Source organism: Pseudomonas vranovensis DSM 16006, assembly GCF_000425805.1.
Classification (GTDB): Bacteria; Pseudomonadota; Gammaproteobacteria; order Pseudomonadales; family Pseudomonadaceae; genus Aquipseudomonas; species Aquipseudomonas vranovensis.
Map to the genome: position 1 here is coordinate 78,142 of NZ_KE384457.1, position 18,237 is coordinate 96,378.

At 61.4% G+C, this 18,237-nt stretch carries 16 protein-coding genes; 10 read left to right on the forward strand and 6 right to left on the reverse strand.

Annotated features, from left to right (window positions below):
- The first annotated feature begins 89 nt into the window (after positions 1-89).
- The 7 genes from H621_RS27525 (at position 90) to H621_RS0124320 (ending at position 5,804) form a co-directional block, all read left to right on the forward strand.
- On the forward strand, positions 90-1,088 hold the full coding sequence (locus H621_RS27525; RefSeq protein WP_036990387.1) for an alpha/beta fold hydrolase: 999 nt from the start codon (positions 90-92) through the stop codon (positions 1,086-1,088).
- A 199-nt stretch (positions 1,089-1,287) separates the two neighbouring features.
- The gene (gene rraA, locus H621_RS0124295; RefSeq protein ID WP_028945867.1) at positions 1,288-1,776 is read left to right on the forward strand and encodes a ribonuclease E activity regulator RraA; all 489 of its coding nucleotides are present in this window, start codon (positions 1,288-1,290) and stop codon (positions 1,774-1,776) included.
- 27 nt (positions 1,777-1,803) lie between these two features.
- The gene (locus tag H621_RS0124300) at positions 1,804-2,799 is read left to right on the forward strand and encodes a zinc transporter ZntB (protein ID WP_028945868.1); all 996 of its coding nucleotides are present in this window, start codon (positions 1,804-1,806) and stop codon (positions 2,797-2,799) included.
- A gap of 101 nt (positions 2,800-2,900) precedes the next feature.
- Positions 2,901-3,149: a hypothetical protein gene (locus H621_RS0124305; RefSeq protein WP_028945869.1), complete on the forward strand. Its 249-nt coding sequence runs from the start codon at positions 2,901-2,903 to the stop codon at positions 3,147-3,149.
- 2 nt (positions 3,150-3,151) lie between these two features.
- Positions 3,152-3,976 carry a mechanosensitive ion channel family protein gene (locus H621_RS0124310; protein WP_028945870.1) on the forward strand — a complete coding sequence of 275 codons (825 nt, stop codon included), beginning with the start codon at positions 3,152-3,154 and terminating at the stop codon, positions 3,974-3,976.
- Positions 3,977-4,089: 113 nt separating this feature from the next.
- Positions 4,090-4,656: an RNA polymerase sigma factor SigX gene (gene sigX, locus H621_RS0124315; RefSeq protein WP_036990388.1), complete on the forward strand. Its 567-nt coding sequence runs from the start codon at positions 4,090-4,092 to the stop codon at positions 4,654-4,656.
- A gap of 110 nt (positions 4,657-4,766) precedes the next feature.
- The gene (locus H621_RS0124320) at positions 4,767-5,804 is read left to right on the forward strand and encodes an OmpA family protein (RefSeq protein WP_028945872.1); all 1,038 of its coding nucleotides are present in this window, start codon (positions 4,767-4,769) and stop codon (positions 5,802-5,804) included.
- Between the two features lie 57 nt (positions 5,805-5,861).
- Here the strand turns inward: H621_RS0124320 and cobA are convergent, their stop codons facing one another.
- The 5 genes from cobA to H621_RS0124345 form a co-directional block, all read right to left on the reverse strand.
- Positions 5,862-6,599 carry a uroporphyrinogen-III C-methyltransferase gene (cobA, locus tag H621_RS0124325; RefSeq protein ID WP_028945873.1) on the reverse strand — a complete coding sequence of 246 codons (738 nt, stop codon included), beginning with the start codon at positions 6,597-6,599 and terminating at the stop codon, positions 5,862-5,864.
- Positions 6,600-6,628: 29 nt separating this feature from the next.
- Positions 6,629-8,299 (reverse strand): bifunctional protein-serine/threonine kinase/phosphatase, encoded by a 1,671-nt coding sequence (locus tag H621_RS0124330; RefSeq protein WP_028945874.1) that lies wholly within the window; start codon positions 8,297-8,299, stop codon positions 6,629-6,631.
- Between the two features lie 9 nt (positions 8,300-8,308).
- Entirely contained in the window at positions 8,309-9,520 is a 1,212-nt protein-coding gene (locus tag H621_RS0124335; protein WP_028945875.1) for a nitrate/nitrite transporter, read from the reverse strand.
- Positions 9,521-9,693: 173 nt separating this feature from the next.
- Positions 9,694-10,269, reverse strand: coding sequence for an ANTAR domain-containing response regulator (locus tag H621_RS0124340; RefSeq protein ID WP_028945876.1), 576 nt, complete (start codon positions 10,267-10,269; stop codon positions 9,694-9,696).
- 15 nt (positions 10,270-10,284) lie between these two features.
- Positions 10,285-11,499, reverse strand: a complete 1,215-nt coding sequence (locus tag H621_RS0124345) for a CmpA/NrtA family ABC transporter substrate-binding protein (RefSeq protein WP_028945877.1) — start codon at positions 11,497-11,499, stop codon at positions 10,285-10,287.
- A 151-nt stretch (positions 11,500-11,650) separates the two neighbouring features.
- Between H621_RS0124345 and H621_RS0124350 the strand changes: the two genes are divergently transcribed.
- Positions 11,651-12,673 carry a quinone-dependent dihydroorotate dehydrogenase gene (locus H621_RS0124350; RefSeq protein ID WP_028945878.1) on the forward strand — a complete coding sequence of 341 codons (1,023 nt, stop codon included), beginning with the start codon at positions 11,651-11,653 and terminating at the stop codon, positions 12,671-12,673.
- 97 nt (positions 12,674-12,770) lie between these two features.
- Here the strand turns inward: H621_RS0124350 and rmf are convergent, their stop codons facing one another.
- Entirely contained in the window at positions 12,771-12,986 is a 216-nt protein-coding gene (gene rmf, locus H621_RS28305) for a ribosome modulation factor (RefSeq protein ID WP_010223328.1), read from the reverse strand.
- Between the two features lie 539 nt (positions 12,987-13,525).
- On the opposite strand from rmf, the gene rlmKL reads away from it, so the two are divergent.
- Together rlmKL and H621_RS0124360 are read left to right on the forward strand one after the other, a co-directional pair.
- On the forward strand, positions 13,526-15,733 hold the full coding sequence (rlmKL, locus tag H621_RS0124355; RefSeq protein WP_028945879.1) for a bifunctional 23S rRNA (guanine(2069)-N(7))-methyltransferase RlmK/23S rRNA (guanine(2445)-N(2))-methyltransferase RlmL: 2,208 nt from the start codon (positions 13,526-13,528) through the stop codon (positions 15,731-15,733).
- Positions 15,734-15,834: 101 nt separating this feature from the next.
- Complete coding sequence (locus tag H621_RS0124360; RefSeq protein WP_028945880.1) at positions 15,835-18,231, forward strand: sensor domain-containing diguanylate cyclase; 2,397 nt, start codon at positions 15,835-15,837, stop codon at positions 18,229-18,231.
- Positions 18,232-18,237 lie beyond the last annotated feature (6 nt).

Genomic DNA, 18,237 nt, shown 5'->3' on the forward strand with positions numbered 1-18,237 from the left:
GCGGTCGCTCCGTGAGTGGCCGCGTCTTTCGTTGATCTTCCAGGGCGAGTTCCAGTGATGGTTCCCGCCCTTTTTCGTACAAGAACCCTATGCAAAGCAGCAGCACCCTATTTCCCGTGGCCTTGCTCAGTGCCGAGCGCCGGGGTGATCTAAGCGAAGATGTCTACCGGATCAAGGCCGGTAACAGCCCGGATCGCACCGTGGAGCTCGCGCTTACCCGCCTGGGCATGGCCGATCAGACCGAGGTGCGTGGCATCCCGGTCATTTTGCTGCATGGCAGCTTTTCCAACCGGCGTTTCTGGTATTCGCCCCGGGGCATTGGCCTGGGTGCGCAACTGGCGCGTGCCGGTTTTGACGTGTGGATTGCGGAGATGCGCGGCCACGGGTTATCCCCGCGTAACCGCGACTATCGCAATAACCGAGTTGCCGATTACGCACGCTACGACCTGCCGGTGATTGGTGCGTTCGTCAGGGAAAAGAGTGGCCGCGCCGCACATTGGGTAGGGCACTCGCTGGGCGGCACCACGTTGGCAGCTGCGCTGGGTGGTCAGTACCTGGACGCCGACCTGGTCGCCAGTGCCGCGTTTTTCGGCACTCAGGTCAGTCGTACCTATTGGCCGTTGAAAGTCCCGCCGGTGGAATGGGGCGGCCGTTTGCTGCTCAAGCGTTTTGTGCAGATCTCGGGTGCCCGGTTCAAGCGTGGCCCGGAAGACGAGCCGATCGGTCTGGCCCTGGAAAGCATGCGCTGGTTTGGTTTGTTCGGCCGATTCGGCGACAAGGAGCGCGACTGGTGGGCCGGCCTTGCCGACGTGAGTGTGCCGGTGCTGGCCGTGGCAGCGGCTGGCGACCAGCAGGATCCGGTCTGGGCCTGTCGCAAGCTGTTCGAACAAGTGGGCAGCGAAGCCAAGCAGTTCGTGCGCCTTGGGCGCGAAGAAGGTTTCGACAACTTCGGCCATGTCGACATGCTGGTCAGCAAGTCGGCGCAAGTACAGGTCTGGCCGCTGGTCGAGCGCTGGCTGCGCAATCCGCTGGAGCCGTTGTTCGAAGGCGTAGCACCGAGCGTTTCGCCGACGCCTGGTTATCGCTAAGATGTGACGCGCTTTTTGATTTTGGTCATTTTGGGCTTTGGCGAAGTTGATATGTTCATTTGAGAGGGTGGCCAAGCGCGACATCGGGTGACCGCAGGTCTCTGGACGGTGTAGCCTTGGGCGGTATCGCCGCACCTCGTCTCTTCAATGACACTGCGACACTTACATCCAATGTCTAGGCAATCGACAGGAGTTTCCCATGCATTACCTCACGCCCGACTTGTGCGACACCTACCCGGATCTGGTCCAGGTGCTGGAGCCGATGTTCAGCAACTTCGGTGGCCGCGATTCCTTTGGTGGGCAAATCGTCACCATCAAGTGCTTCGAGGACAACTCCCTGGTCAAGGAGCAGGTCGACCTGGACGGCAAGGGCAAAGTGCTGGTGGTCGATGGCGGTGGTTCGCTGCGTCGCGCGCTGTTGGGCGACATGCTCGCCGAAAAAGCCGCCAAGAACGGCTGGGAAGGCCTGGTGATCTACGGTTGCATTCGCGACGTCGACGTCATCGCCCAGACTGACGTCGGTGTGCAGGCTTTGGCCAGCCACCCGATGAAAACCGACAAGCGCGGCATCGGTGACCTCAACGTGGTGGTGAACTTTGCTGGGGTGACCTTCCGTCCAGGTGAGTACATCTATGCCGACAACAACGGCGTGATTGTCTCGCCAAGCCCGCTTAAGATGCCTGAATAAGTACGTAGACCGCTGAGTGGAGCAGGAATGTTCGAGGAAGAAAACGCGCAGTGGGGGCTGGTTCATGCCCTGGTGCTCGATGGCAAAGGCGGTGCGCGTTCGATCGCTCGAACTGAACTGAACGGTCTGCAGTTGCAGCCAGAGCAGAGCCTCTGGTTGCACTGGGACCGCAGTCACCCGCAAACCCGGACCTGGTTGCGCCACGACAGTGGCCTGAACGAGTTCGTCTGTGACCTGCTGCTTGAAGAAAACACCCGTCCTCGCTTGTTGACCTTGCCAGAAGAGCAGATGTTGCTGTTTCTGCGCGGGGTGAATCTCAACCCCGGTGCCGAGCCTGAAGACATGGTCTCGGTGCGCATCTTTGCCCAGGCGCAGCGCGTGATCTCACTCCGCCTGCGTCCCTTGCGCGCCAGCGACGAGCTGCTTCAGCAACTGGCCGAGGGGCGTGGGCCGAAAACCGCTTCCGAGTTGCTGCTGAGCATGGCGCAGTTGCTTACCGAGAAGGTCCAGGCATTGGTCAGCGACCTCTCGGAAGTGGTCGATCTGGAAGAAGAAAAGCTCGAAGCTGACAAGCGGTATGCGCCGGAGCAGGGTTCCCTGCAACAGATTCGCCGTCGTGCTGCCGGTTTACGGCGCTTTCTCGCCCCTCAGCGGGAAATCTACGCCCAACTGGCACGCAACAAGTGGAGCTGGTTTGCCGAAGACGACACCGACTACTGGAACGAGCTGAACAACAGCTTGATCCGTTACCTGGAAGAACTTGAGTTGACCCGCGAGCGGGCGGCCCTGGTGCTGGAAAGCGAGGATCGTCGCCGGGCCGAGCGGATGAACCGAACCATGTACCGCTTCGGCATCATTACCTGCATTTTCCTGCCTATGAGCTTCGTGACCGGGCTGCTGGGGATCAACGTCGGGGGAATTCCAGGTGCCGAAAGCCCCTACGGCTTCCTGTTCGCCAGCCTGTTGGTGCTGGGGTTGGCGCTGGGGCAGTGGTGGTTATTCCGCCGCCTGCGCTGGGTATGACGCAGTGGCTTTTGTGAACGCTCAGTCATTTACTGTCTACCGGGTTCATGTGACCCGCGCCGGGGCGATCTCGTCTTTGACAGATATTGCGCGAGGTGCCCATGCACGATCCGTTTGAAGAATCCCTGCGAGACCTGCTCAAGGCTTCGTCGTCCGGCCAGGACCGAGACGACGATGCATGCCTGGGCCGGGTCCTGAAAACCGCCAACCGTCAGGTGGGTGCAGGCGATCTGTTCAGCCTGCTTGGCCGCTGGAGCCAGGCACTGATGATTGCCGTCAACAATGGTTCGGCGCATGTTGCGCCGGTCCGACGTAACGCTACCGTTCGTAAAGCTGATAAGGCCGATTGAATATGGAACTTGATCTCTGGACCCAGAGCCTGGTCACCGCGATGACTGCGTTGTGGACCAAAGTGGCGAACTTCATCCCCAATCTGTTTGGCGCACTGGTCGTGGTGCTGTTGGGCTTTGTTGTTGCCAAGTTGCTCGATACCTTGCTTTCTAAGTTGCTGGCCAAGTTGGGCCTCGATCGTCTGATGGGCGGCACGGGCCTGACCAAGATGCTCAGCAGGGTTGGCATCCAGGTGCCTATCTCGACGCTGATCGGCAAGATCGTCTATTGGTTCGTGCTGTTGATTTTCCTGGTCTCTGCCGCTGAATCCCTCGGTCTCGAGCGGGTCTCGGCGACACTGGACATGCTCGCCCTGTACCTGCCGAAGGTGTTCGGGGCGGCGCTGGTACTGCTGGCGGGTGTACTGTTGGCACAGCTTGTGAATGGCCTGGTTCGCGGTGCAGCCGAAGGCATTGGCCTGGAGTATGCCGCAGGTGTCGGGCGGATCGCCCAGGGCCTGGTCATCATCATCAGTATCTCGGTGGCCATCAGCCAGCTTGAGGTCAAGACCGACCTGCTCAATCACGTAATCGTCATCGGATTGATTACCGTTGGTCTGGCCGTTGCGCTGGCAATGGGCCTGGGCAGTCGTGAAATCGCCGGGCAGATCCTGGCCGGAATCTATGTGCGGGAGCTGTACCAGGTAGGCCAACAGGTGCAGGTTGGAGAGGTTGAAGGGCAGATCGAAGAGATCGGAACCGTCAAGACGACGTTGCTGACTGACGACGGCGAACTGGTCTCGTTGTCCAACCGGATTCTCCTGGAGCAGCGGGTCAATAGCCGCTAACCGGGTAATCCTGCTAATGTATGCCGCCGCAAAATTGCCCCAGGCAGGGGTAAGCGGCGACATTGACCTGACTGTCGGCCAGATCCGTTTTGAATAAAGTTCACTCGCTGCCCATGCGTTACGACCCCCGCGAGCTCACTGATGAGGAGTTGGTGGCGCGTTCGCATGAGGAGCTGTTTCATGTTACTCGCGCGTATGAGGAACTCATGCGCCGTTACCAGCGAACTCTTTTTAACGTATGCGCACGTTATCTGGGGAACGATCGGGATGCTGACGATGTCTGTCAGGAGGTCATGCTGAAGGTGCTCTATGGCCTGAAGAACTTCGAGGGTAAGTCGAAGTTCAAAACATGGCTCTATAGCATCACGTATAACGAATGCATCACCCAGTACCGCAAGGAGCGGCGCAAGCGTCGACTGATGGATGCCTTGAGTCTTGATCCACTTGAGGAGGCCTCGGAAGAGAAGGCGCCGAAACCGGAAGAGAAAGGTGGGCTGGATAAATGGCTAGTGCATGTAAATCCGATTGACCGTGAAATTCTGGTGCTACGATTTGTCGCAGAACTGGAATTTCAGGAAATCGCCGATATCATGCATATGGGCCTGAGCGCAACGAAAATGCGGTACAAGCGTGCGCTTGACAAGCTACGTGAGAAATTTGCGGGCCTTGCTGAAACTTAGCAGCGCGCAAATATCTCTAACGTACCGGCAAGTTCTGCTAGACTTGCCGTCGAGTTGTCCCCCGGATGTTGGTGGGACTGCTTAACTATCACCAGATGGGGATTTAACGGATGAAATTGAAAAACACCTTGGGCTTGGCCATTGGTTCTCTTGTAGCCGCAACTTCGCTCGGCGCTCTGGCACAAGGCCAAGGCGCGGTCGAAATTGAAGGCAACGTTACCAAGCAGTACTACGATAGCGAGCGCAATTTTCAGAACGACGGCACCAACCCAGGTGTTCGCCTCGGTTACTTCCTGACTGACGATCTGTCTCTGGATCTGGGCTACAACGAAACTCACAACGTTCGTGGCGATGTCTTCAACAAGGACATCAAAGGCTCCAAGGCCAAGCTCGACGCTACCTACCACCTGGGCACCGTAGGCGACGCAGTACGTCCTTACGTCTCGGCTGGTTTCGCGCACGAGAGCATCGGCCAGAGCTTCAACAACGGTCGTGACCACTCCACCTTCGCCAACGTTGGCGCTGGTGCCAAGTGGTACATCACCGACATGTTCTTCGCCCGTGCTGGCGTTGAAGCCATGTACAACATCGACAACGGCAACACTGAGTGGGGTCCATCCCTCGGTCTGGGTCTGAACTTCGGTGGCAGCGGCGGCAAGGTTGCTCCAGCTCCAGCTCCAGTAGCTGAAGTCTGCTCCGACAGCGACAACGACGGCGTTTGCGACAACGTCGACAAGTGCCCTGACACCCCAGCAAACGTTACTGTTGACGCTGACGGCTGCCCAGCTGTTGCTGAAGTCGTTCGTGTTGAGCTGGACGTGAAGTTCGACTTCGACAAGTCGGTCGTCAAGCAGAACAGCTACGGTGACATCAAAAACCTGGCTGACTTCATGAAGCAGTACCCACAGACCACCACCACCGTTGAAGGTCACACTGACTCCGTCGGTCCTGATGCTTACAACCAGAAGCTGTCTGAGCGTCGTGCAAACGCCGTTAAGCAAGTTCTGACCAACGAGTACGGTGTTGAGTCGAACCGCGTTGAGTCGGTTGGCTACGGTGAAACCCGTCCGGTTGCTGACAACGCTACCGACGCTGGTCGCGCTGTTAACCGTCGCGTAGAAGCACAAGTAGAAGCCCAAGCCAAGTAATTGGTCCAAGCGCTACTGAAAAGCCCGGCCTAGGCCGGGCTTTTCTTTGCCTGCGATTCAGGCAGTCAGCTGGATCAGCCCCGCCGCCTGGTGTCCCGCCACCTCACCAATCACCAGGATGGCCGGGCTGCACAGTTCGAAGCTGGCAGCGTCTTCGGTCATGCTGGCCAAGGTGGTGCGTTGTTCGCGTTGCTGGGGCAGGGAGGCGTTCTCGATCATGGCCACCGGTGTGTCGGTGGACATGCCGCCTTCCAGCAAGCCCTGGCGCACTTCATCCAGTTTGCTGACGCCCATGTACACCACCAGTGTGGTGCCGCCCTGGGCAAGCGCTTGCCAGTTCAGCGGGCTGTCGTCCTGGGTATGGGCGGTCACCAGCGTCACGCCGCGGCTGACCCCGCGCAGGGTCAGGGGGATTCCGCACTGGGTGGCCCCGGCGAGCCCGGCAGTGATGCCATTGACCAGCTCGACGTCTATGCCATGGTCTTGCAGCCAGGCCGCTTCCTCGCCGCCACGCCCGAATATGCACGGATCCCCCCCCTTGAGCCGCGCCACGCAGCGTCCCTGGCGGGCGTAGCGCAGCATCAGGCGCTGGATGAACGCCTGGGGTGTCGAGCGGCAGCCGCCGCGCTTGCCTACGGCAATGACCCTTGCCTGCGGGCAGTGCTCCAGGATCAGCGGGTTGACCAGATCGTCGATCAGGACGACTTCGGCTTCGCCCAGGGCACGCACGGCCTTGAGTGTCAGCAACTCCGGATCGCCAGGACCCGCTCCAATCAGCCAGACTTTTGCATTCATCGGGAACTCCTCATCGGTCTTGGAGGCTGTCAGCCCTTTAGCAGGCTGATCAGCAGGATCAGGTTCAGTAACAAGGACAGCAATGCCAGGCCGCGCCAGACTTTCAGCGGCTCACGCTCAAGTAGCGGGCGTGCCCGAAGTATCAGAGGCTGACGTTCACCTTGCTCAAGCAACAACAGCCATTGCTCGGCAGTTTCAAAGCGTTGGGCTGGGTCGGCTGCAACTGCCTGGATCAGGTTCCGCTCCAGCCACTCCGGTACATCGGGTCGAAACCGCGCAACAGTGGCCGGCTGGTTGAAGCGGGGCCGCTGAAAGGCTTCTATCTCGCCGTAGGGGTACTGACCGGTAAGCAGGTAGAACAGCGTCACACCGACGCTGTAGAGGTCCTGTCGTGGGCTTGGGGCCTGGCCTTCAAATGCTTCGGGGGCAATAAACGAGGGGGTGCCTGGCAACTCATGGGCGCGGTCCTCGGACAGGCCCGGACAATACGCCAGGCCGAAATCAAGCAAGCGCAGTTGGCCTGTTTCGTCCAGGTGGACGTTCTCGGGCTTGATGTCGCGATGCAGTATGTTGCGTCGATGCAACATGCCGACGGCCTGGAGCAGTTGCTGGGCGAGCCCTTGCCACTGCGCCAACGGTAGCGGGCCGGACTGTTTCAGCAGTTGGGCGAGGGTCTGGCCGCGGTATTCGCGCATCACGTAGTACAGGTGCTGGCGCTGGCCGGCCACATGCACTTCAGGAAAAAAACGGCCTGCCATGCGCCGCAGAAACCATTCCTCCAACAGCAGGCCCTGCAGGGCGCCAGACTCGTTCTCACGCGCCAATGGCAAGGTTTTCAACAGCCAGGGATTGTGCTGGTGATCGCGTACCCGATACAGCAGCGACTGACGACTGTGCCCCAGTGGCTGCTCGACCTGCCAGCCGTCGATGGCTTGGCCAATACGCAGTGCCGGTGGCAAGGGCCACTGCTGGTGCTGGGCCAAGGTATCGCCAAGTGATGCCGTGCCCAGTTGCTCGACCCGCACCAGAAGGGCACTGGCATTGTCCTGGCTGCCGCATAAGTGGGCTGTCTTGACGAGAGTCTGGGCGGCCGCCTGCAAGTCAGGTTGGTCACGCAGCACCGACTTGATCTGGGTTTCGCTCAGGCTCGCCCAGATACCGTCGCTGAGGAGGGCAAAACACTCGCCTGGGCGCATGTCGCCTTCCAGATAGTCCACCAGCAGGTGCTGGTCCAGGCCCAGGGCGCGCTTGAGGACGTGCTGCATGCCGGGCTGGTCCCAGACATGGTCCTGGCTGATGCGTTGCAATTGCTGATCCTGCCAGCGATACACCCGGCAGTCGCCGATGTGCGCCAAGGTAAAGCGCCGGCCGCGCATCACCAGGGCGCTCAGGGTGGTCAGCAGGGGCTGCCCGCCACCGTTGGCCCGTAGCCAGCGATTCTGGGCCAGCAGCAGCTTGTCCAGGGCTTGTGGCACGCTCCAGGTGGCCGGGGTGGCGTAGTAGTCAAGTGCCAGGGCCTGCAGGCTCGCGCGTGCCGCAAGGCCGCCGTCGGCACACTGACTGACACCGTCGGCCAGGGCGAACAGGTAGCCTTTGCTGGCAGCCAACTCGGCATTGGGCGTGACCAGGCGCAGAGCATCCTGGTTCTGCTCCCTGGGGCCCGTGGCGCTTGCTTGGGCGAAGCTCAGTTGCAGGCTCATGGCATTGCCTCAGACCCGTGCCGCGGTGACGGCTGCCGAGCCCCAGGTGGTGCGCCAGCGTTGCTTGACGCCGTGCAGGCCGAACCAGGCCAGTACACCCAGACTGGCGAAGAACCAGAGCCCCAGCTGATAGTCACCGCTGTGCTGTTTGATTGCCCCCAGGCCAGCCGCGAGCAAAAAGCCTCCAATCCCTCCGGCCATGCCGATCAAGCCGGTCATCACCCCGATTTCCTGGCGAAAGCGCTGGGGCACCAGCTGGAACACAGCGCCATTGCCAGCACCAAGACCGAGCATGGCGCTGACGAACAAGGCCAGTGCGGCCATCGAGCTTGGCAGGTTGAAGCCCACTGCAGCGATGCAGACAGCGGCCACGGTGTACATCGCCAGCAAGGTGCGAATCCCGCCGAAGCGATCGGCCAGGGCACCACCCAGGGGGCGCATCAGGCTGCCGGCAAACACGCAGGCGGCGGTGTAGTAGCCGGCTGTGACCGGGCTCAGGCCGTACTGGTCGTTGAAGTAGCCGGGCAGGGCGCTGGCAAGGCCGATGAAACCGCCAAAGGTGACGCTGTAGAAAAACATGAACCACCAGCTGTCCCGGTCGCCCAGAGCCTTGAGGTAATCGGCCACGGCCTTGGGTTTGGGGCGTTGAGGCGCGTTGCGGGCAAGCAGGCCGAACAGTACCAGGGTCAATACCAGGGGGATCACGGCAAAGCCGAATACGTTGTTCCAGCCAAAGCTCGCGGCCAGCACGGGCGCTAGCAGGGCGGCGAACACCGTGCCGGAGTTGCCGGCGCCGGCAATGCCCATGGCCTTGCCCTGATGCTGGGCCGGGTACCACTGCGAGGCCAGCGGCAGCGAGACGGCAAAGGAGGCGCCTGCCACGCCCAGGAACACACCCAGTAGCAGCGCCTGCTCATAGCTGTGGATGCCCAGGTTCCAGGCGCAGAACAACGCCACGATGACAATCACCTGGCCGATAAGGCCGGCGGTCTTGGGCGACAGGCGATCCACCAGAACGCCCATGACAAAGCGCAGAATGGCCCCCGCCAGGATCGGTGTGGCCACCATCAGGCCGCGTTGTTGGGTGGTCAGTTGCAGGTCGGTGGCGATCTGCACCGCCAGGGGGCCCAGCAGGTACCAGACCATGAAGCTCAGGTCGAAGTACAAAAAGGCGGCGAACAGGGTGGGGATATGCCCGGACTTCCAGAAACTCGTATTCATCGAACACCTCGTTGAACATTGCACTGCAGGTCGCGCCCTCTAGGGGCAGAAACGACAAAGACGTCGCCACCCGACCCGCTGGTGCGAGTGGGGAGCGACGTCTTTGTCGTGAAGGGGCAACCGCCGTTGGCTACCTGTAGAGAAGTTTTAGCAAGAGCCGGGCCAACGCCAGTTCAGCCAAGCAGGTCGCTCATCGCGATGATCTGTTCGGCCACCTGGATCAGCTTCTGTTGCTTGCTCATCGCCTGGCGGCGCATGAGGGTATAGGCCTGCTCTTCATTGCAGTCTTTCATTTTCATCAGCAGCCCCTTGGCCAGTTCAATGCGTTTGCGTTCAGCCAGTTGCTGGTCGCGTGCCTGAAGCTGGGCCTTGAGCGCCTGGTCGCTCTCGAAGCGGGCCATGGCCACGTCCAGGATCGGCTGCAGCCTGGCCGCGTGGATGCCCTCGACGATATAGGCACTGACTCCGGCCTGGATTGCCTGGCGCATGACCCCAGGGTCATGTTCATCAGTGAACATCACGATCGGCCGTGGCCGGTCGCGACTGACCAGGATCACTTGTTCCATGACATCCCGGCCGGGTGACTCGGTATCGATCAGCACGACGTCCGGACGCACCGTTTCGACGCGCGCCGGCAAGTCGATTGTCAGCCCGGACTCTTCGATTACTTCGAAGCCGGCTTCGACGAGCGCCGCCTTCAGGCGCCCGACTTTTTTCTCGGTGTCATCGATCAACAGGATTCGCAACATCGTGGCGTCTCCCTGTCAGTGCTGGGCCAGTGCAGCGGGCGAGTCGGCCAGCGCGTGAAGGCGAAAGCCTCGGGCATAGGCGGACGGGTCGCTGCCGTCCCACAGGATACCGTCGATCAATTGGCTGCTACGCATGTTCCGGGCATCGCAGGGCACCCCGAGGGCAGTGGCGGCGTCGCGGTACAGCGCCAATTGTTGTACCTGCCGGGCCACGCCGAGGTAGTCCGGGTCTTCGCGTAGCAGGCCCCAACGACGGAACTGGGTCATGAACCACATGCCATCGGAAAGGTAGGGCAGGTTGGCGCGCCCCTGATCGTGCAGGCACAGGGCGCGGGGATCGTGCCAGTGATTGCCCAGGCCATCATGGTAGTCGCCGAGCAAGCGCGGTTCGATGCTCGAGAGCGGCGCATCCAGGTAGGCCTTGCCACTGAGTAGTTGTGCTGTGCTGTGGCGGTTTTCCGGGCTGTGTTCGATAAAGCGGCTGGCGGCCAGAATTGCCATGACCAGCGACCGGGCCGAGTTGGGGTACTGCTCGACAAAGGCGCGGGTGCAACCGAGGACCTTTTCCGGGTGATCGGGCCAGATCGACTGGCTGGTGGCCAAAGTGAAGCCGTTGCCCTGTTCGACAGCATCGGCCGACCACGGCTCGCCGGCGCAGAAGCCGTCGATGCGCCCGGCCTTCAGGTGGACGGTCATCTGTGCCGGAGGCACCACCACGCTGTTGACGTCGTGCAGCGGATGGATGCCTTGGCTGGCCAGCCAGTAATACAGCCACATGGCGTGGTTGCCGGTGGGGAAGGTCTGGGCAAAGGTCAGTTTTGTGCTGCTTTGGTGCACGAAACGCTCCAGTGCCTCGGGACTGGTCACGCCCTGGCGTTGCAGCGCCGAGGACAGGTTGATGCCCTGGGCGTTCTGGTTCAGTCCCATCAGCACGGCCATCTCGGTGGCACTGGTGCCGCCAATGCCCAGGTGTACTGCATAGATCAGCCCGTACAGGCTGTGGGCGGCATCCAGCTCGCCGCTGGCCAGTTTGTCGCGCAACCCGGCCCAGGAGCTCTGGCGCTTGAGGTTGAGGGTCAGCCCATAGGGCTGGGCAAAGCCCTGGGTAGCGGCGACCACCACCGAGGCACAGTCGCTCAGGGCCATGAAGCCGATGTCCAGGCTGTGCTTCTCGGGCGCATCGCTGCCGTTGACCCAGGCCAGGGGAGTAGCGGGGAAGTCGTTTTTCACAGTGTTGCGCCTGTATCGAGGGTCAGGCCGTGCCGTTTGCGTGGCTGGCGTTACTGTCGATAAAGCAACGCATATGCCAAGGCGGCCCTGTCCCCCGGACGACGCCACGGCTATAATCGCCCCCCTCACTCACGTCGAGCTAAGCCCGCCCATGTATACCCTGGCCCGCCAGCTGCTGTTCAAGCTCTCCCCGGAGACTTCCCATGACCTGTCCCTGGACCTCATCGGCGCCGGTGGCCGCCTGGGCCTGAACGGGATACTGACCAAAGCCCCGGCTTCTGTGCCGGTGACGGTCATGGGCCTGGAATTCGCCAACCCGGTGGGGCTGGCGGCAGGGCTGGACAAAAACGGTGCGGCTATCGACGGCTTTGCCCAGTTGGGTTTCGGTTTTGTCGAGATCGGTACGGTGACACCCCGTCCGCAGCCGGGCAATCCCAAGCCGCGGCTGTTCCGACTGCCTGAGGCCGAAGCAATCATCAATCGCATGGGCTTCAACAACCTGGGGGTCGACAACCTGATCAATCGGGTTCGGGCGGCCAAGTACCGGGGCGTACTGGGTATCAACATCGGCAAGAACTTCGACACCCCGGTCGAGCGTGCGGTGGACGACTACCTGATCTGCCTGGACAAGGTCTACGACCACGCCAGCTACATCACCGTCAACGTCAGCTCGCCGAACACCCCGGGCCTGCGCAGCCTGCAGTTTGGCGATTCGCTCAAGCAGTTGCTCGACGCCCTGGCCGAACGCCGTGGGCATCTGGCCGCACAGTACGGCAAGCATGTACCCCTGGCGATCAAGATCGCCCCAGACATGAACGATGAAGAAACAGCGCTGGTGGCCAGTGCCTTGACCGAATCGGGCATGGACGCGGTGATCGCCACCAACACCACCCTGGGCCGCGAAGGGGTCGAAGGCCTGCCGTATGGCGATGAGGCTGGTGGCTTGTCGGGGGCGCCGGTGCTGGAGAAGAGTACTCATATCGTCAAGGTGCTGTCTGGCGAGCTGAGCGGCAAGTTGCCGATCATCGCTGCAGGCGGAATCACCGAGGGCAAGCATGCCGCGCAAAAAATCGCTGCGGGCGCCAGCCTTGTGCAGATCTACTCGGGGTTCATCTACAAGGGGCCTGCGCTGATTCGCGAGGCTGTCGACGCTATCGCCGCCATGCCACGCTAACAGCGCGGGCATAAAAAAGGGCCCCTTGAAGGGGCCCCTGGGCCTTAGCCCGCCGCCCGGATGGGGCGCGCATGGTTAATCGAATTCAGATCCTCGTTCAGCCAACGGCGTGAAGTTCGTTGAGTCTGTGAATACCCGCAGTGCCGGTCATACCGTCCCAGTTGTCGCCGCGTCCCTCGCGCCAGCCATTGATCCATGCCTGGCGTACAGACGGTAGAGTAAAGGGGCAAAGCTCGCGGGATTTGCCGGTGACCCCATATTGGTAGCCACGTGAAAATGCTCGTTCCAACGGATCACGCTTAAGTCTTCTCATAGGGTGTTGCCCTCACTTGTTGACTGTAATGTCCCGTCGGCCTCTAGGAGGCCGGGCAGAATCGTTCTACCGGTTTGCGCTCGCTGCCGGCGTCGCGAGCGAAGGTGTTGCCCCATTGCGGTGACAACCTGAGATGAGTTCTAACCAATGCACGACACAGTGTGAATGATCGTTTTGTCATAAGGACGTAACCTTTGTGAGGGTCACGTGATAAGTAAATATTTGCGTCGGAGCAGGTTCAGACGCAAAGCCCGCTATGATCAGGGTTTGATAAGAATTGAAGTCACTTGGCCATTGCTGGGTGATAATTTGTAACAAGGCAGCTAATGCGACGAAGGGTCATTTTTCACCCTGTAAATCGTGAAATTTTCATTCTGCCCGGCAATCAAAGACTTTTTGCCCTAGGTAAAAGGTCGGTTTTCCGGGTGGCCCGGCACTGATGCAGTGCCATTCGAGCGCTCGCTGGAAAGGCGTTCGATTAAACATCGGCAGGGCAATGCGCTTGTCCTCCACTTTTTGCTCAAGGCACTGGATACCTCATGTCGGACCGTTTCGAACTCTACCTTACCTGCCCCAAAGGCCTTGAAGGCCTGCTTGCCGAAGAAGCCCGCGGCCTTGGCCTTGAAGAGGTGCGCGAGCACACCTCCGCCATTCGCGGCTCGGCCGACATGGAAACCGCCTACCGGTTGTGCCTGTGGTCACGCCTGGGCAACCGCGTGTTGCTGGTGCTCAAGCGCTTCAACATGAAGAACGCCGATGACCTGTACGACGGTATCCACGACGTCGAGTGGCAGGATCACCTGGAGCCGAGCGGCTCGCTGGCGGTGGAGTTCAGCGGTCATGGCTCGGGTATCGATAACACCCACTTCGGTGCCCTCAAGGTCAAGGACGCCATTGTCGACAAGCTGCGTACTCGCGATGGCGAGCGGCCGTCGGTCGACAAGCTCAACCCGGACCTGCGCGTTCACCTGCGCCTGGAGCGCGGCGAAGCCATTCTCTCCCTGGACCTTTCCGGTCACAGCTTGCACCAGCGTGGCTATCGCTTGCAGCAAGGCGCCGCACCGCTCAAGGAAAACCTGGCTGCCGCCGTTCTGATTCGTGCCGGCTGGCCGCGCATTGCCGCCGAAGGCGGCGCCCTGGCCGACCCGATGTGCGGTGTGGGTACCTTCCTGGTCGAGGCAGCGATGATTGCCGCCGACATCGCCCCTAACCTCAAGCGCGAGCGCTGGGGCTTCAGCGCCTGGCTTGGCCATGTGCCGGCGCTGTGGCGCAAGCTGCACGACGAGGCGCTGGCCCGGGCCCAGGCCGGCCTGGCGCGACCGCCGCTGTGGATTCGCGGTTACGAGGCCGATCCTCGGCTGATCCAGCCAGGACGCAACAACGTCGAACGTGCGGGCTTGAGCGACTGGGTGAAGATCTACCAGGGTGAAGTCGGCACCTTCGAGCCGCGTCCCGACCAGAATCAGAAAGGCCTGGTGATCTGCAACCCACCCTACGGCGAACGCCTGGGTGACGAAGCCAGCCTGCTGTATCTCTACCAGAACCTGGGCGAGCGCCTGCGCCAGGCCTGCTTGAACTGGGAGGCGGCGGTATTTACCGGTGCCCCGGACTTGGGCAAGCGCATGGGTATCCGCAGCCACAAGCAGTACGCCTTCTGGAACGGCGCATTGCCGTGCAAACTGTTGCTGATCAAGGTCCAGCCGGATCAGTTCGTCACCGGTGAGCGCCGCCAGCCTGAGCGCGATAACACTGGCAATGGCAGTGAAGTCCAGCGTTCTCCTGCCGCAGTGGCCAGCGAACCTGCGCGCCTGAGTGAAGGCGGGCAGATGTTCGCCAATCGCCTGCAGAAGAATCTCAAGCAACTGGGCAAGTGGGCCAAGCGTGAGCAAGTCAGTTGTTACCGGCTGTATGACGCCGATATGCCCGAGTACGCGCTGGCTATCGACCTTTACCAGGACTGGGTCCACGTCCAGGAGTACGCCGCGCCTCGCTCGGTAGACCCGGAGAAAGCCCAGGCCCGCCTGTTCGATGCGCTGGCCGCCATTCCCCAGGCCTTGGGCATCGACCAGAGCCGAGTGGTGGTCAAGCGTCGCGAACGTCAGAGCGGCACCCGCCAATACGAGCGTCAGAGCACCCAGGGCCAGTTCCTGGAGGTCAGCGAAGGCGGCGTGAAGTTGCTTGTCAACCTGACTGACTACCTCGACACCGGCCTGTTCCTCGACCATCGCCCGATGCGCATGCGCATCCAGCGCGAGGCGGCCGGCAAGCGCTTCCTCAACCTGTTCTGCTATACCGCCACTGCCAGCGTTCACGCGGCCAAGGGCGGAGCGCGCAGCACCACCAGCGTCGACCTGTCGCGCACCTACCTGGACTGGGCCCGGCGCAACCTGTCGCTCAACGGTTTCTCCGACAAGAACCGCCTGGAGCAAGGCGATGTCATGGCCTGGCTGCAAGCTTGCCGCGACGAGTTCGAGCTGATTTTCATCGACCCGCCGACGTTCTCCAACTCCAAGCGCATGGAAGGTGTGTTCGACGTCCAGCGTGACCATGTCGAACTGCTTGACCTGGCCGTGGCCCGCCTGGCGCCGGGTGGGGTGCTGTACTTCTCCAACAACTTCCGCAAGTTCCAGCTCGACGAACGTCTGGCCGAGCGCTATGCGGTAGAAGAAATCACGGCCCAGACCCTGGACCCCGACTTCGCCCGCAACACCAAGATCCATCGAGCCTGGCGCATCCAGGCACGCTGAGCAGGGATCTTTCCCGGGCCTCATTGCTTCATTAATGGCTAATGGCTATAACTGAAGGTGGGTCCGGGAAACGCTGCATGCTGGCGTTATGAGTGTTGTCTATGTCGATGCATGGCGTTCGTCCAAAAATGCTCGGCTTTGTCAGCGAAGAAGTGTCTGCCTGGCTGGTTGCCCTTGTGGCACTGATAGCCGGTGGACTGTTGACTGCGTTACTGGCGCTGGCCACTCACGAGTTGTATCAGCAGCAGTTGCGTCAACGCTTCGAGTTGCTCGCCAGTGAGCGCTACAGCCGTATCGAAGAACGCTTCGAGGATCAGGTGCAGCGCTTGGATGGCTTGCGCCGGTTTTTCGTTTTTGCCAACGAAATCACCCTTGAAGAGTTCAATGGCTATGCACGGCCGCTATTGCATCGCACCCAGGCCTATTCGTGGGCGCCGCGAGTGCTTGCGGCGCAGCGTAACGACTTCGAGCAGCGCGCCAGCAAGGCCTTGGGTCTGCGCTATGAAATCCTTCAACTGACCGACAGCGGTGCCTTGCGGGCTTCACCCGAGCGGCCCTATTACTACCCGGTATTGTTTACCCAGGCTTTGGCCTGGCAACGTCAGCCATTCGGCCTGGACCTGCTGTCCCAGGCCCAGCGCCAGGACACCCTCGCGCGAGCTTCGGCACCGGGTAGCATGGCGGTGTCAGCGCCACTGACGCTTACCGATGTTGATCCGGCCTATGCCCGTGGCGTTCTGATGGCTGCCCCGGTGTTCGCGGCTCAGCAACTTGCGCGAGAACCGCAAGGCTATGTCATGGCGGTCATCAGCATGCGCCAGTTGATGGCCGAGGGGTTGCCAAGCGCCGCCCAGGACAATCTGGTGGTGCGTATCCGCGACTTGACGGGGCCGGACACCCAGCATGAGGTACTGTTCCAGTCCGACAACCAGGGCGCAACGACGACGCTGGCCGCCAGCCACCTGCTGCATCTGGCAGATCACGACTATCAGCTGGATATTCGCCCGAGCCTGGCGTTCATGCAGGCCAATCGGTCGTCGGCGGTGACTGCGGTGGTGTTTCTCGGTGGGTTGCTCAGCCTGATGCTCAGTGCCTTGCTGTTCAGTCTGTTCAGCCAGCGTCAGCGCGCCCTGACGTTGGTCGAGCAGCGCACTGGCGAACTGCGCGTCAGCGAACAATCCTTGCGCAATACCCACAATCAATTGCGCAGTGTGCTGGATGCTGCGACTCAGGTTGCGATCATCGCCACCAGCCTGCGCGGGATGATCAGCACGTTCAATGCCGGTGCTGAACGCATGCTGGGCTACACCAGCGCGGAAGCCGTGGGCAGCCTCACTCTGGAAGCCCTGGTATCGCCCGAGGAGTTGCAGCAGCGAGCCAGGGCCTTGAGCGTGCGTTATGGCCGCGAGGTCAGCCTGGCCCAGGCAATGTTCGCCGAAACTATCCAGGAAGGCGGCAGTGAACCGGGTGAGTGGACGCTGCAGCGCAAGGACGGCAGCCACCTGCTGGCCAACATGCTGGTGACGGCAGTGTTGGATGAGCATGGCCTGTGGGTGGGGCACCTGGCGATTTGCATCGATGTCACCGAGCGCAAGCGTATCCATGATGCCCTGGCAGCCCGTGACCGGCTGCTCGACAAGCTCAGTGCCGAGGTGCCCGGTGGTATCTATCAGTTCAGTCTCCGTCCGGATGGCAGCTCCTGTTTCAGCTATGCCAGCGAAGGGCTGCGGGATATCTACGAAATCGAGCCCAGTCTGTTGCGCCTGGATGCCACGGCGGTGTTCGATCGCATTCATCCGGATGACCTGGGACGGGTGCGTACGTCGATACGGTATTCGGCCGAGCACCTGACCCCTTGGCGCGAAGAGTACCGGGTGTTGTTGCCACTGGCCGGGTTACGCTGGGTCAGGGGGGAGGCAACCCCGGAGCCGACGGATGATGGGGGGACACTCTGGCACGGCTATGTCACGGATATATCCGATCTCAAACGGGTCGAGGAAGAGCTGCGCGCGCTGTCAGTGACGGATGCCTTGACCGGCATCCACAACCGACGCTATTTCCAGGAGCGGCTCAAGGCGGAACTGGAGCGTGCCCATCGCGACCAGCAGGACCTGGCCGTCATCATGCTGGACATCGACCATTTCAAGCGGGTCAACGATCAGTTCGGCCATGCAGTGGGCGATCATGTGCTGCGCAGCTTGTGCCAGCGCATCAACCACCGGCTGCGGCGCACCGACGTGTTCTGTCGGTTGGGTGGTGAGGAATTCATGGTGTTGTGCCCGGGCAGCAATGTCGTCCAGGCGCACTCGCTGGCCCTGGAGTTGTGGCAGGGGCTGCGCAGTGTGCCGGTGGAAGGGGTGGGCATTGTCACCGCCAGCTTCGGTGTGGCCGGCTGGCGCCCGGGGGAGGGCGCCGATGCCTTGCTGCTGCGCGCCGATTCCGGGGTTTATGCGGCCAAGCAGGGCGGCCGCGACAGGGTCGAGGCCGAGCTGCCCTGAGCCGTC